Origin of the sequence: Micromonospora thermarum, from assembly GCF_012034245.1 — a bacterium.
GTDB lineage: Bacteria > Actinomycetota > Actinomycetes > Mycobacteriales > Micromonosporaceae > Micromonospora > Micromonospora thermarum.
In genome coordinates, this window is the sequence record NZ_JAATEO010000037.1 from 11,783 (window position 1) to 25,423 (window position 13,641).

Below are 13,641 nucleotides of genomic sequence, written 5' to 3' on the forward strand. Positions count from 1 at the left end.
GCGCCGGCCTCGATGCCGCGCCAGGTGCCGTCGAGCTAGCTCAACACCTCCCGGCCGTGCTCGTCGAACCCGAGGTGGCGGGGCGCCAGGTCCGCGCCCACCCGCTCCAGGTGACGCAGCAGCGCCGCGACGCGGTCGGCGTTCGGTCCGGGGGTACGCCGGACCGTCCCACCGACGCGGACCACGTCGGTGACGAAGCCCCCGGGCAGCGGCTCCTCGTCCGGCATCAGGTGGGCCCGAGGCGGCGGAGCCGCTCGGCGCGCCACCAGCGGCGGATGAGCACCGCGCTGGCGATCAGGCCGAGCCCGGCCGGGGCGGCGGCGAACCAGTTGACCTCGCCCGGGGAGGTGGCCGCGGCGCCGACGGCCGCGTACCCGAACGCGGTCGGCGTGGAGGCGATGAGGCTGCCGACGAGGAACGGCAGCACCCGGGCGCCGGTGGTGCCGTAGCCGTAGCTGACCAGGCCGAAGCCGGCGATCGGGAGCAGCCGGACGGTGATCACGCCGAGGACGCTCTGCCGTGCGAACCAGCCGTCCAGGCGGGCCAGGCGGCCACGGACCCGCTCGGCGACGAACTCCCGCCCGAGGAGCCGACCCACCGTGAAGCCGATCGCCGCGGCGAGCAGCGCGGCGCCGAGCGCGTACGCGGCCCCTTCCAGGGCGCCGAAGAGCGCCCCGGACGCCAGGGTGATGAAGGTGCGCGGGACCAGCGCCACGAGCAGCAGCGCCCCGCCGACGATCGCCGCGACCGGGGCGTACCCGCCCAGCCGGTCGGCGAGGTCGGGCAGGTGGGCCGGGTCCGGGCGGGGCACCACGAGCAGTGCCAGGCCGAACCCGGCGAGCAGGAGCAGCAGGACGCCGAACCGGACGGCGGACGGCTCCCGCAGCACCCGCCGGACGGCCGCCGGACCGAACCGCGGCCGGCGGCCGGCGGGGGTCACGGTCGGGCGGCGGCGGCCACCGCGGCGCGGCGCTCGGCGCGGAGGCGGTCGGACCAGGTGTCGTCCAGCGGGGGCAGCTGGTGGACGCCGGTGGCCCAGCGCAGCAGCAGGTCGGCCAGGGCGGGGTTACGGGCCAGGGCCGGCCCGTGGGAGTACGTGCCGAGCAGCTTGCCGCGCCACGCGCCCTCGGTGGCGCCGTCGTTGCCGACCCCGGCGGTGACCCGGGCGAGGGGGGCCGCCTCGGGACCGAGGTGGGTGCGGCCGCCGTGGTTCTCGAAGCCGGTGAGCGGCGGCAGCCCGAGCCGGGGGTCGATGTCGCCGGCCAGCTCGCCCACGGCCCGGGTGGGCCCCCGGTCCGACGAGAGGTCGAGCAGCTCCAGCCCCGCGCACTTGGTGCCCTTGGCGAAGAAGGAGGAGCCGAGCAGCTGGTAGCCGGCGCAGACGCCGAACACCACCGACCCCTGCGCGACGGCGCGGTGCAGGCCACCGTCGGCGATCAGCCGCTGGGCGCCGAGCGCCTGCGGGCCGTCCTCGCCCCCGCCGATCAGGTAGATGTCGGCGGTGGCGGGCAGCGGCTGGTCGGAGCGGACCTCCAGCACCTCCACGGGGAAGCCGCGCCGCTGGGCGCGGCTGGCCAGGATCAGCGCGTTGCCGCGGTCACCATAGGTGGAGAGCAGGTCGGGGTAGACCCAGACGATACGCAGACTTTCAGAGGACACGGTCCAACTCCGCTCGGATGTCCTGGAAGGCGGTGTAGTTCGCGATGACCTCCAGCCGGCCCGGCGGAGCCGCCCGGACCGCCTCGGCGAACGTGCGCACGTGCTGGAACGGCACGTCGTTGACGTCGAGCCGGACCGCCAGGTCGTACGCCCGGTCGCCGGTGATGAGCACCTGCCGGCCGCGCAGCGGGCTGAAGTCGACGTCGAAGAGCCAGGAGGTGTCCAGCCCGTCGGGGTCGCGGGCGTTGATGGAGAGCAGGGTCGGCGCCTCGTCGGCCATGTCGAACGCCTCCAGCCAACTGGCCGGGTTCTTCGCCAGCAGCAACCGGATCAGCCGTCCGTCGCGCTCGACCTGCGCGTACCGGCCGGCGACCGAGGTGACGCTGCTGAGCTTGAGCACCGCGTCGACGGGGCGTACGCCGAACTCGGCGGCGACCGCGAGGGCGGTGGCGGCGTTGCCGAGGTTGACCTTGCCGGGGAGCTGCAGCTTGACCTTGTGCCAGGCGCCGGTCGGGTCGATGACGCCGTCGTCCTCCACCGTCCAGTGCGGCTCGGGACGGCGCAGCGGGCAGCCGGTGCACCACCACTGGTCGCCCTCGCGGGCGATCGTGGAGCCGCACTCCGGGCAGACCCACGAGTCGTCGTGCCAGCGCTGGCCGGCGCTGAACCAGGTGACGTGCGGCGGCGTGATCCGGTGGTCGTGGTTCGGCGGCGGGGTGGCCGCCCAGACGACCATCGGGTCGTCGGCGTTGGCGACGACGCGGACGTCGGAGTGCTTGACCAGGGCCGCGCGCCAGAGCTGCGCCATCATGGCGACCTCCTTGGCGCGGTCGAGCTGGTCGCGGGAGAGGTTGAGCAGTGCCACCACGTGCGGCTCGGTGGATTCCAGCACCTGGGCGAGGTAGTGCTCGTCGACCTCGAGCACCGCGTACGGGGTGCTGCCGGCCTTGGCCAGCGCGGAGGTGTGCCCGGTGGGCATGTTCGCGCCGAAGGAGTTGGTGGCGACCTTGCCGAGGACGCCGACGGCGGCCGTGGTGAGGCGTGTGGTGGTGGTCTTGCCGTTGGTGCCGGAGATCAGCGCGATGGCGCGGCCGGCGGCGAGGTGGGCGAGCAGGTCCGGGTCGATCTTGAGGCCGATCCAGCCGCCGATGACCGAGCCGTCGCCGCGCCCCGCGGCGCGCGACAGCGCCGCGGCGGTCCGCGACACGGAGCTGGCCACCTTCGCCCGCAGGGGCATCTTCGCGTCCGTCACGCGAGCGAGGTTACTCCACCGGCGGGCCCCCCAGATCGCCGCCGACGGTGAACCGTTCGGCCGGTGGCGCCGCGGCGGCCGGCCGGGCGGGCATCGGCCGGACGGAGTCGATCTATGTCGGAAAGCGGACGGCGCCGTGGGAGCCGTTCCGCCCTCCACTTCGCTCCACCCTCGTTGACGTGCGGTTTTGGCCGGGCGACACGCGCGCCACATGGGCGATTCCGGTTGCGGGTGGAGGGAAGTGGAGTAGAGTGGGGCGCGATGGTGAGGCCGGGAGGGCCCACCGGCCCGGGGGGTCAGCGGCGCCGCGAACGCCGCTAGATGGGCGAGGGGGTTGGGCCGATGTTCCTCGGCACCCACACCCCGCGCCTGGACGACAAGGGCCGGTTGATCCTTCCGGCGAAGTTCCGGGACGAGCTGGCGGGGGGTGTCGTGATCACCAAAGGGCAGGATCGCTGCCTCTATGTCTTCCCGACGCCGGAGTTCCAGCGGATCGCGGAACAGTTGCGCGCGCAGCCGATGACGCACAAGGCGGCCCGGGCCTACAGCCGGGTCTTCTTCGCGAGCGCGCACGACGAGGTCCCCGACAAGCAGGGGCGGGTGACCATCCCGGCCCACCTCCGGGAGTACGCCGCACTCGACCGCGACCTGGTCGTGATCGGCGCGCACACGCGGGTGGAGATCTGGGACAAGACTGCCTGGGAGACCTACCTCTCCGAGAGCGAAGACGACTTCGCCGACATCGAGGAGGGGGTGCTGCCCGGCGGTCTGTAGGGCGTGACGGCGCCCGGCGTACTGCGAGATCTCCAGCCGCTTTCGAGTTCCTGGCATCCCTTCCCCGGTGCCAGGCGCACGATCCGATCGGGGGGCCGTGGCCGGAAGGCGGGCGGGAGCGGATGGGGATCTGGCGGTACGGCGGCACAGCGTCGTCCGACGACAGGCGCGAGACGACGGACGGTTTCAAGCAGTGGGGGTCGACATGGGGGAGCTTCGCGGCACGCACGTGCCGGTGCTGCTCGAGCGGTGTCTCGAGCTGCTCGCCCCCGCGCTGGACCGGGCGGAGCGCACGGTCCACGTCGACGCCACGCTGGGGCTGGGCGGGCACGCCGAAGCGGTGCTGGAGGCGCACCCGCGGACGGTGCTGGTCGGGCTCGACCGGGACACCGAGGCCCTCGCCCACGCGCGGGCGCGGCTGGCCCGGTTCGCCGACCGGATCCACCTGGAGCACGCCGTGTACGACGAGCTGCCCGACGTGCTGGACCGGCTCGGGTACCCGGCGGTCGACGGGATCCTGTTCGACCTGGGTGTCTCCTCGTTGCAGCTCGACGCGCCCGACCGCGGGTTCGCGTACGCGCAGGACGCGCCGCTGGACATGCGGATGGACCAGACCCGGGGGGTGACCGCCGAGGAGGTGGTCAACACCTACTCGCACCCGGAACTCGCCCGGGTGCTGCGGGTCTACGGCGAGGAGAAGTTCGCGACGCGGATCGCGTCGGCGATCGTCCGGGAGCGGGAACGCGCCCGAATCACCTCGTCGGCGCGCCTGGCCGAGCTGGTCCGGGAGAGCATTCCGGCACCAGCCCGACGAACCGGTGGACACCCGGCAAAGAGAACGTTTCAGGCTTTACGGATAGAGGTAAACAAAGAGCTGGCGGCGCTGGAAGCGGCGCTGCCGGCGGCGCTCGACCGGCTCACGGTGGGCGGCCGCATGGTGGTCCTGTCCTACCACTCGCTGGAGGACCGGCTCACCAAGGCGGCGCTCGCCGACCGGGTCCGCAGCACGGGCCCGGTCGACCTGCCGGTCGAGCTGCCCGGGACCGGTCCGACGTTCCGGCTGCTCAGCCGGGGCGCGGAACTGCCGAACGAGGTGGAGGTCGCGGCGAACCCGCGCGCCGCCTCGGTGCGGTTGCGGGCCGCGGAGCGGCTCGACCCGACCGCGGAGCAGCACCGGCGTACCGACCGCGAACGGTACCGCCGGCGGGTCCGGGCGATGCACCAACCGGGGACGGGGTCGGCCGCGCGACGGCCGGCTCCGGGGGATGGGACAGGGACGGACGAAGAGGGGGAGGGACATGACGATTGACAAGCGCGACCGCCGGGACGTGACCGGCGGCGGGCAGCGCACACCGCGGTCGGGGGGCCGGATCGCGGCGGAGCGGGCCACGCGCGTCGGCACGGGCACGCCGCGGGCGGACCGGACGGGCCGGCTGGGAGAGACTCGCGCCCGGGGGGCGCGCGAGTTCCCGACCCAGGGCACCGCGGCGCTGAGCCCGGCCGAGCGGGGTGGCGCGACCGCGACGCGCCCGCCCCGGCTGCGGGTGGCGCCGCCGGCGCCGGTGTCGGTGCCGCGCGCGCCGTTCGCGGCGCTGGTCGTGACGCTGGTCGTCGGTGGGGTGCTCGGCATCCTGCTGGTCAACACGAAGATCAACGAGAACGCGTTCCGGTTGGAGAAGCTCCAGCAGCAGCAGGCCAAGCTGGACCTGGAGCAGCAGCAGCTGAACCGGCAGATCGCCGAGGCGGAGGCGCCGGGCAACCTGACCGCCGCCGCGCGCAAGCTCGGCCTCGTCGAGGCCGGCGAGCCGGCGTACATCCGGCTGCCGGACGGCAAGACCATCGGCGTGCCGCAGCCGGCCAGCGGGCAGCCGTCGGTCACCAGCCAGCAGGGCGCCGGGGGGTAGGCCGTGCCCCCGAGATCGGAGGAACCGCGCCGGGACGCCACGGGCTCCCGGCGCGGCCCGTCCCGTGGCGACGGGACCGCCGATCCGCGTACGGGTGAGCCGGGGGTCGGCGGGATCTCCGGCGCCCGCGCGTACACCCCGCGGGGGCGCACGATCGGCGAGGATCGGCTGGGCGACGCGCGAGCCGCCCGGGCCGAGCAGCGACGCACGCCGCGCGGCGGGCGCTCCGGCGACCCGTTCCGCCCCGCCCTCCAGGTGCTCGACGGCGGGCGGGTGGGCCGGCGGGAGCCGCCGCCCCGCCGTACCTCGGTGGTCCGGACGATGCCGGAGCGCGCGCCGCGGAAGGAACCGCCCCCGCGCCGCCGCCCCGCGCGCACCGCGCCGGCCCGGCCGGCGGCCCGGCGTCCGTCCCGCAAGCCGCCGAAGCCGCCCCGGCTGGCCGACCCCAGCCGCCGGCTCCGGCTCGGCACCGCGCTGGCCCTGACCCTGTTCGCCGTCATCGGCATCCGGCTCGTCGTCCTCCAAGCGACCGAGAGCGCGGCGTACGCCGACGCCGGCCTTCCCGACCGGCTGCGTACCGTGGTCCTGCCGGCGCCGCGTGGCGCCATCTACGACCGCGACGGGGCGGCGCTCGCGCACAGTGTCGAGGCGCGGTACGTCTACGCCGACCCGACCCAGATCGAGGACCCGCAGGCGACCGCGAAGGCCCTGTCGCCGCTGCTCGGCATCCCACCCTCGGAGCTGGTGGAGAAGATGAAGCCGCGGAAGCGGCCCAACGGCAGCGACTCCCAGTTCGAGTACCTGGCCCGGGGCGTCGACGTCGCCCGGGCGCGGCAGATCATGGCGTTGGAGCTGCCGGGCATCAACACCCACCGGGACGAGCGGCGCGAGGTTCCCGGCGGCGACCTGGCCGCGAACCTGCTCGGCTTCACCAGTCCGGACATGATCGGCCTGGAGGGCCTGGAGGCCCGCTACGACGACCTGCTCGCCGGCGTCGACGGCAAGCGCGTCTACGAGGTGGGCCTGGGCGACCTCGCCGCGCCGATCCCCGGCGGGTACAGCGAGACGACGAAGGCGAAGCCGGGCAGTTCGCTCCAGCTCACCATCGACCGCGACCTCCAGTACATGGTGCAGGTCCTGCTGGCACAGCGGATGGCCCAGGTCAAGGGCTCCACCGGTGCGGCGGTCGTGCTGGAGGTCGGCACCGGCGAGGTGCTGGCCCAGGCCGCCTACCCCACCTACGACGCGGCCAAGCCGGACGCGAGCAAGCCGACCGAGCGGGAGGACGTCGCGACGAGCTTCGTGGTCGACCCGGGCTCGGTGCACAAGGCGATCACCTTCGGGGCGGCCCTCCAGGAGGGCGTCATCACCCCGGACACGACGCTGCCGGTCGCGAACGCCGTCCGCAAGGGCGACACCTGGTTCGCCGACACCCACCCGGCGGGCGGGAGGCGGATGAGCCTGCCCGGGATGATGGCGTACTCGTCGAACGTGGGCACCATCGCCATCGCCGACAAGCTGGGCAAGGACCGGCTCATCGACTACCAGAAGCGGTTCGGGCTCGGCGAGGCGACCGGCGTCGGCATGCCGGGCGAGGCGAGCGGCCGGCTCCTGCCGGCGGAGGAGTGGAGCGAGTCGTCGCACGGGTCGGTGCCGATCGGGCACAGCGTCGACGCCACGCCGCTGCAGATGGCCGCCGCGTACGCCACGATCGCCAACGGCGGCACGTACGTCGCGCCGCGCCTCGTCAAGGAGATCATCGGGCCGGACGGGAAGCGGACGAAGCCCGAGGCCCCGCCGACCCGGTCGGTGCTCAGCCCGGACACCGCCGCCGAGTTGCGCAAGATCCTGGAGGCGGTGACCACCGTCGATTCCGCCACCGGCCTGGCGGCCGCGGTCCCCGGGTACCGGGTCGCCGGCAAGACCGGCACCGGCTGGCGCCTGGTCGACGGCCGCAAGCAGCCCGGCGAGGTGGCCTCGTTCATCGGCATGGCACCGGCCGAGAAGCCCCGGTACGTGATCGCGGTCTTCGCGCACACACCCGGCGGCGGGGGCGGCGACATCGCCGCCCCGGCGTTCCGGGACATGATGCAGTTCGCCCTGCGTCACGACCGGGTTCCGCCGTCGTCCGCCGCCGCGCCGAAGTTCGAGGTCTTTCAGCGCTGACCGGCGGGAACGGGACATCATCGGTGAGTGCGGACGAACCACCGGGGCGGCTGTGCGGCCGGAACCGGACGACCGGGTAGGGTCTGACGCCGTGTCCGGCAATCCTCGCCCCCGCACCGTGACCGGAGTCCGGCTCGGCGACCTCGCCGCCCGCCTCGCCGCCGAGCCCGGCGCGGGTGCCGTCGATCCCCGGGCGGGCGCCCCGGAGCCGGTGGTCACCGGTGTGACGCACGCCAGCCAGGAGGTCCGCCCCGGCGACCTGTACGCGGCGCTGCCGGGAGCCCGCCGGCACGGCGCGGAGTTCGTCCCCGCCGCCGCGGCGGCCGGCGCGGTGGCCGTGCTCACCGACCCGGCCGGAGCCCCGGCGGCGGAGGAGGCCGGCCTGCCGGCGCTGGTGGTGCCGGACCCGCGCGCCGTGCTCGGTGACCTGGCCAGCGCCGTCTACGGCGATCCCACCGAGGGGCTGACCGTGATCGGGGTGACCGGCACCGCCGGCAAGACCTCCACGGCGTACCTGGTCGAGTCCGGCCTGCGGGCCGCCGGGCACACCACCGGCCTGATCGGGACCGTCGAGACCCGCCTCGGCGACCTGGTGATCGACAGCGTCCGCACCACGCCCGAGGCGACCGACCTGCACGCGATGCTCGCCGCGGCCCGGGAGCGGGGCGTGACCGCCCTCGTCATGGAGGTGTCCAGCCACGCCCTCGCCATGGGGCGGGTCGGCGGGGTCCGGTTCACCGTCGGCGGGTACACCAACTTCGGCTCCGACCACCTCGACTTCCACGCCGACTCGGCCGACTACTTCGCCGCGAAGGCGAAGCTCTTCGACGGCCGCTGTGCGGTGGAGGTGCTCAACCACGACGACCCGGCGCTGCGTCCGCTCTACAAGCCGGCCACCGTCACGTACTCGGCGGCCGGGGACCGGTCCGCCACCTGGTGGGCGGACGAGATCGGCGGCGACGGGTACGCGCAGCGCTTCACCCTGCACAGGCCGGACGGCCTCACCCTGCCCGCCGGGGTGTCCCTGCCCGGCCGGCACAACGTCGCCAACGCGCTGCTCGCCATCGCCGCTCTGGTCGCCGCCGGGGTGGACCCGAAGACCGCCGCCGAGGGCGTCGCCGCCTGCGGGGGCGTCCCCGGCCGGCTGGAACTGGTCCCGGCGCCCGGACCGGTGCGCGGCGTCGTCGACTACGCCCACAAGACCGACGCGATCGTCGCCGCGCTGGCCGCCCTGCGGGAGCTCAGCGCCGGCCGGCTCATCTGCCTGATCGGCGCCGGCGGTGACCGGGACCGGGGCAAGCGGCCCCTCATGGGCGCGGCGGCGGCGGAGGGAGCGGACGTGGTGCTGGTGACCGACGACAACCCGCGCACCGAGGACCCTGCCGAGATCCGGGCCGAGGTGCTCGCCGGGGCGTACCGGGCGGGCACGGACGCCCGGATCCTGGAGGTCCCCGGCCGGCGCGCGGCCATCGCCGAGGCGGTCCGCCTGGCCGAGCCGGGCGACGTGGTGGCGCTGCTCGGCAAGGGCCACGAGCAGGGGCAGGAGGTCGCCGGGGAGGTGCACCCCTTCGACGACCGCACCGAGCTGGCGGCCGCCCTGCGCGCCCGCTTCGGCGAGCCGGAGGGGAAGCGGTGATCCCGCTGCGCCTGGCCGAGGTGGCGGCCGCCGTCGGCGGGCGGCTGGTCGCCGCCGACCCGGAGGCCACGGTCACCGGCACGGTCGAGTTCGACTCCCGCAAGGTCGGCCCCGGCGGGCTGTTCGTCGCCTTCCCCGGCGAGAAGGTGGACGGGCACGACTACGCCGCCGGGTCCGTCGAGGCGGGCGCGGTGGCCGTGCTCGGCACCCGCGAGGTGCCCGGCGTGCCGATGGTGCTGGTCGACGACGCCCTCGCGGCGATGGGCCGGCTGGCCCGCGCGGTGGTGGACCGGCTGCCCGGCCTGACCGTCATCGGCCTCACCGGCTCGTCCGGCAAGACCACCACCAAGGACCTGATCGCCCAGCTCACCGCGCGGCTCGGCCCGACCGTCGCGCCGCCCGGCTCGTTCAACAACGAGCTGGGGCACCCGTACACGGCGTTGCAGGCCGGGCCGGAAACCCGATACCTGGTCATGGAGAAGGGCGCCCGGGGCGTGGGGCACGTCCGGTACCTGTGCGACGTCGTGCCGCCGCGCATCTCCGTGGTGCTCAACGTCGGGGTCGCCCACATCGGCGAGTTCGGCTCCCGGGAGACCATCGCCCTGGCCAAGGGCGAGCTGGTCGAGGCGCTGCCCGCGGACGGGCTCGCCGTGCTCAACGCCGACGACGACCTGGTCTCCGCCATGGCGACGCGGACGGCGGCGCGGGTGATCCGGTACGGCGAGGCGCCGGACGCCGACATCCGCGCGGTCGACGTGACGCTGGACGAGCGTGGCCGGCCGTCGTACACGCTGGTGACGCCGGAGGGTGACGCGCCGGTCCGGCTCGGGCTGACCGGGCGGCACCAGGTCTCCAACTCGCTCGCCGCGGCGGCGGTGGCGCGGGAACTGGGCATGCCGTTGACCGAGCTGGCCATCGCGCTCGGCGAGCTGGGTCTGGTGTCGACCCGCCGGATGGACGTGTTCGAGCGTACCGACGGGGTCACCGTCATCGACGACTCGTACAACGCCAACCCGGCCTCGATGGCGGCCGCGCTGCGCGCGCTGGCCGGCGTCGGGCAGGGGCGGCGCACGGTGGCGGTGCTCGGCTACATGGCCGAGCTGGGACCGTTCGAGCACGACGGGCACGTCGAGGTCGGCCGGCTCGCCGCCGAGCTGGGCGTCGACCGCCTGCTCGTGGTGGGCGACGCGGCCGCGCCGATCCACGAGGGCGCGAATTCGGTACGTGACTGGGGAGGAGAATCGGTGCTGCTCACCGATCAGGCGGGCGCCGTCGAGGTGCTGCGGAACGAGCTACGGCCGGGCGACGTCGTCCTGGTGAAGGGCTCCCGGTACCGCACCTGGGAGGTTGCGGACGCGCTGCGCGCCGACGCCGTGCCGGCGTCCGGGTCGGGCGGGAGCGCGAGGAGTGAGCTCGCGAGCCCCGCAGTCGCGACCGAAGGTGACCCCGCATGAGGGCGGTCATCGTCGCCGTCGGCGTGGCGTTCCTCGTCTCGCTGTTCTGCACCCCGATCGCGATCAGGGTGTTCACGCGGCTGAAGGCCGGCCAGCCGATCCGGGCCGAGGGCCCGGCGATGCACCAGGGCAAGAAGGGCACGCCGACGATGGGCGGCGTGGTCTTCATCCTGGCCACCGTCATCGCGTACGTCGCCGGCCACCTGGCCCTGACCACGCTGCCGGACGCCCAGATCGCCCAGGTCGAGCCGACCATCACCGCGCTGGTGCTGCTCGGGTTGATGGTCTTCTCCGGCGCGGTCGGCTTCATCGACGACTTCCTCAAGGTGCGCAAGCGGCACAGCGGCGGTCTCAACAAGCGCGGCAAGCTGCTGGGCCAGATCCTGGTCGGCGCGCTCTTCGGCGTGATCGCCCTGTACTTCCCCAGCAGCATGACCGACGCCGAGGGCCAGGCGACCAACACCGAGACCGTCGGCAGCACCACGCTGAGCTTCATCCGGGACATCCCGGCGCTGGACCTGACGAAGGTCGGCGCGGTCATCGTCTTCATCTTCGTGGTGATGGCGGCGACGAACGGCGTGAACCTCACCGACGGTCTGGACGGGCTGGCGACCGGCGCCTCCGTGATGGTGCTCGCGGCGTACGCGCTGATCGCCTTCTGGCAGTACCGGCACTGGTGCGCGGACCCGAACTACACCCAGGACTACTGCTACACGGTCCGGGACCCGCTGGAGATCGCCTTGATAGCCGGGGCGGCGGCCGGCGCCTGCGTCGGGTTCCTCTGGTGGAACACGTCGCCGGCGCGGATCTTCATGGGGGACACCGGGGCGCTCGGCCTCGGTGGCCTGATCGCCGGCATGGCGATGTCGACGCGGACGATCCTGCTGCTGCCGATCATCGGCGGGCTCTTCGTCATCATCACGATGTCCGTGGTGATCCAGATCATCTCGTTCCGGACCACCGGCAAGCGGGTCTTCCGGATGTCCCCGTTGCAGCACCACTTCGAACTGGCCGGCTGGAGCGAGGTCAACATCGTGGTGCGCTTCTGGATCATCGCCGGGATCGGGGTGGCCATCGCGCTCGGCCTCTTCTACAGCGACTTCCTCGCCCACGTCGGCTGACCGGGCGGGTCGTCCCCTCCGACACGCCGAGAAGGCGTGTTGCGGGGGTGGTGGCGCCCGGCAGCGGCGATGATGTACAGGTGGGGAGTGAGTCACTGCTGGCGCATGGGTGCTCGTGTGCTTTTTGGTGCGCTGTGGTAGTGGGTGACGTGGCGGAGATGCCTGCCGGTTCGTGCTCCCACCGGTGCGGGTGCCGCGCTGCGGCGAGCCGGGCCTGCCACGCTGCCGCCGTCGACGGGGACAGCTTGGTGTGAAGACGATGCAGGCGTACCGGTACGTCCTTGATCTGACGCCGGCGCAGGAAAGGGCGGTGCTAGGCCACGCCGGGGCGGCCCGGTTCGCGTATAACTGGGCTCTCAGTCGGGTGCGTGCGGTCATGGATCAGCGGGCCGCAGAGCGCACGTACGGCGTGCCGGACGTTCAGCTCACTCCGACGCTCGGTTGGTCCTTGCCGGCATTGCGCAAGGCGTGGAACGCCGCGAAGCACGATGTAGCGCCGTGGTGGGCGGAGTGTTCGAAAGAGGCTTTCAATACTGGTCTCGACGCCCTGGCCCGAGGCCTCGGTAACTGGACTGACTCCCGCAGGCGCACACGCGCCGGCAAACCGGTCAGGTTCCCCCGGTTCAAGTCCCGGCGCCGGTCCACACCCAGCGTACGTTTCACCACGGGCGCGATCCGGGTCGAGCCGGACCGCAAGCACGTCGTCCTGCCGAGGTTGGGCCGGCTGAAGCTGCACGAGTCGGCCCGCAAGCTCGTCCGTCGTCTCGACGCGGGCACCGCCCGGATCCTGTCCGCGACAGTCCGCCGTGACGGCGGACGGTGGCACGTCAGCTTCTGCGTCGAGACTGAACGCGCTGAGCGGCACCCGGCCCGACCGGACGCGACCGTCGGGTTGGACGTAGGCATCACGCATCTCGCGGTGTTGTCCACCGGGGAACTGGTCCCCAATCCACGCTACTTGGACACCGCTGCGCGGCGGATGCGCCTCGCCCGCCGCATGTCCCGCCGCGTCGGACCGGACTGGCGTACCGGCCGCCGGCCGTCAAGGCGTTGGGAGGCCGCCCGCGTCCAGTTCGCCCGCGCTCATGCTCGGGTGGCGAACCCGCGCCGCGACAATCTGCACAAACTCACCACCCGGCTCGCTGCCGAGTACGGCACGGTCGTGGTCGAAGACCTACACGTGGCCGGAATGCTGACGAATCGGCGGTTGGCGCGGCGCATCGCCGATGCTGGCTTCGGTGAACTGCGCCGGCAATTGAGCTACAAGACCGGATGGAACGGTGGCCGGCTGGTTGTGGCCCATCGATGGTATCCGTCCTCGAAGACGTGCTCGGGCTGTGGCGCGGTGAAAACCAAACTGGCCCTGTCCGAGCGCACCTACACCTGCACCACCTGCGGCTTAGCCCTCGACCGGGATCTCAACGCCGCGCGCAACCTTGCCGCGCTCCGCCCCGGCGGGCCGGTGGCCATGAAACGTCAACCCGGCACCGCCGAGGCGGGCAAGACCGGGACCGCCGCACCGCAAGGCGCGGCTGCATGAGCACTCATGAGCGCTCAGATGCAACGGAGGCGCGAGGCACTGAGGTGACGACGGAGGCCACGACCGGGCGACCGGCCGCACCGCGTACGCCGGAGGGGTCGGGTGGCCCGCCGGGCCTGCGCGGCCTGGACGCCG

General features: G+C 73.8%; 11 protein-coding genes and 1 pseudogene. 8 read left to right on the forward strand and 4 right to left on the reverse strand.

Translation table 11 applies throughout. From position 1 onward, the window contains the following. Positions 1–38: 38 nt before the first annotated feature. The 4 genes and pseudogenes from HCJ94_RS25420 to HCJ94_RS25435 form a co-directional block, all read right to left on the reverse strand. Positions 39–227: pseudogene (locus HCJ94_RS25420) on the reverse strand (aminoglycoside phosphotransferase family protein); the annotation flags it as partial. Further along, positions 227–940, reverse strand: a complete 714-nt coding sequence (locus tag HCJ94_RS25425) for a TVP38/TMEM64 family protein (RefSeq protein WP_373684459.1) — start codon at positions 938–940, stop codon at positions 227–229. The pseudogene HCJ94_RS25420 and the gene HCJ94_RS25425, both read right to left, overlap by 1 nt. Then, positions 937–1,659, reverse strand: coding sequence for a type 1 glutamine amidotransferase (locus HCJ94_RS25430; protein ID WP_168003571.1), 723 nt, complete (start codon positions 1,657–1,659; stop codon positions 937–939). Before HCJ94_RS25430 ends, HCJ94_RS25425 begins: the two co-directional genes overlap by 4 nt. Continuing rightward, positions 1,649–2,896 (reverse strand): MurT ligase domain-containing protein, encoded by a 1,248-nt coding sequence (locus HCJ94_RS25435; RefSeq protein WP_168003607.1) that lies wholly within the window; start codon positions 2,894–2,896, stop codon positions 1,649–1,651. Before HCJ94_RS25435 ends, HCJ94_RS25430 begins: the two co-directional genes overlap by 11 nt. 357 nt (positions 2,897–3,253) lie before the next feature. On the opposite strand from HCJ94_RS25435, the gene mraZ reads away from it, so the two are divergent. From mraZ to tnpB, 8 genes are all read left to right on the forward strand, one after another. Further along, positions 3,254–3,685, forward strand: coding sequence for a division/cell wall cluster transcriptional repressor MraZ (gene mraZ / locus HCJ94_RS25440; RefSeq protein ID WP_168003572.1), 432 nt, complete (start codon positions 3,254–3,256; stop codon positions 3,683–3,685). A 205-nt stretch (positions 3,686–3,890) separates the two neighbouring features. Continuing rightward, complete coding sequence (rsmH, locus tag HCJ94_RS25445) at positions 3,891–4,994, forward strand: 16S rRNA (cytosine(1402)-N(4))-methyltransferase RsmH (protein WP_168003573.1); 1,104 nt, start codon at positions 3,891–3,893, stop codon at positions 4,992–4,994. After that, complete coding sequence (gene ftsL / locus HCJ94_RS25450; protein WP_168003574.1) at positions 4,984–5,589, forward strand: cell division protein FtsL; 606 nt, start codon at positions 4,984–4,986, stop codon at positions 5,587–5,589. The genes rsmH and ftsL overlap by 11 nt, the downstream gene beginning before the upstream one ends. Positions 5,590–5,592: 3 nt before the next feature. Then, positions 5,593–7,755: a peptidoglycan D,D-transpeptidase FtsI family protein gene (locus HCJ94_RS25455; protein ID WP_168003575.1), complete on the forward strand. Its 2,163-nt coding sequence runs from the start codon at positions 5,593–5,595 to the stop codon at positions 7,753–7,755. Between the two features lie 52 nt (positions 7,756–7,807). Continuing rightward, positions 7,808–9,391 carry a UDP-N-acetylmuramoyl-L-alanyl-D-glutamate--2,6-diaminopimelate ligase gene (locus tag HCJ94_RS25460; protein WP_507236338.1) on the forward strand — a complete coding sequence of 528 codons (1,584 nt, stop codon included), beginning with the start codon at positions 7,808–7,810 and terminating at the stop codon, positions 9,389–9,391. Further along, entirely contained in the window at positions 9,388–10,845 is a 1,458-nt protein-coding gene (locus tag HCJ94_RS25465) for a UDP-N-acetylmuramoyl-tripeptide--D-alanyl-D-alanine ligase (protein ID WP_168003576.1), read from the forward strand. Before HCJ94_RS25460 ends, HCJ94_RS25465 begins: the two co-directional genes overlap by 4 nt. After that, positions 10,842–11,966: a phospho-N-acetylmuramoyl-pentapeptide-transferase gene (gene mraY, locus HCJ94_RS25470; protein ID WP_168003577.1), complete on the forward strand. Its 1,125-nt coding sequence runs from the start codon at positions 10,842–10,844 to the stop codon at positions 11,964–11,966. The genes HCJ94_RS25465 and mraY overlap by 4 nt, the downstream gene beginning before the upstream one ends. Positions 11,967–12,225: 259 nt before the next feature. After that, a complete protein-coding gene (gene tnpB / locus HCJ94_RS25475) occupies positions 12,226–13,506 on the forward strand; it encodes an IS607 family element RNA-guided endonuclease TnpB (protein ID WP_168003609.1) in 1,281 nt (426 codons plus the stop codon). Positions 13,507–13,641: the final 135 nt, after the last annotated feature.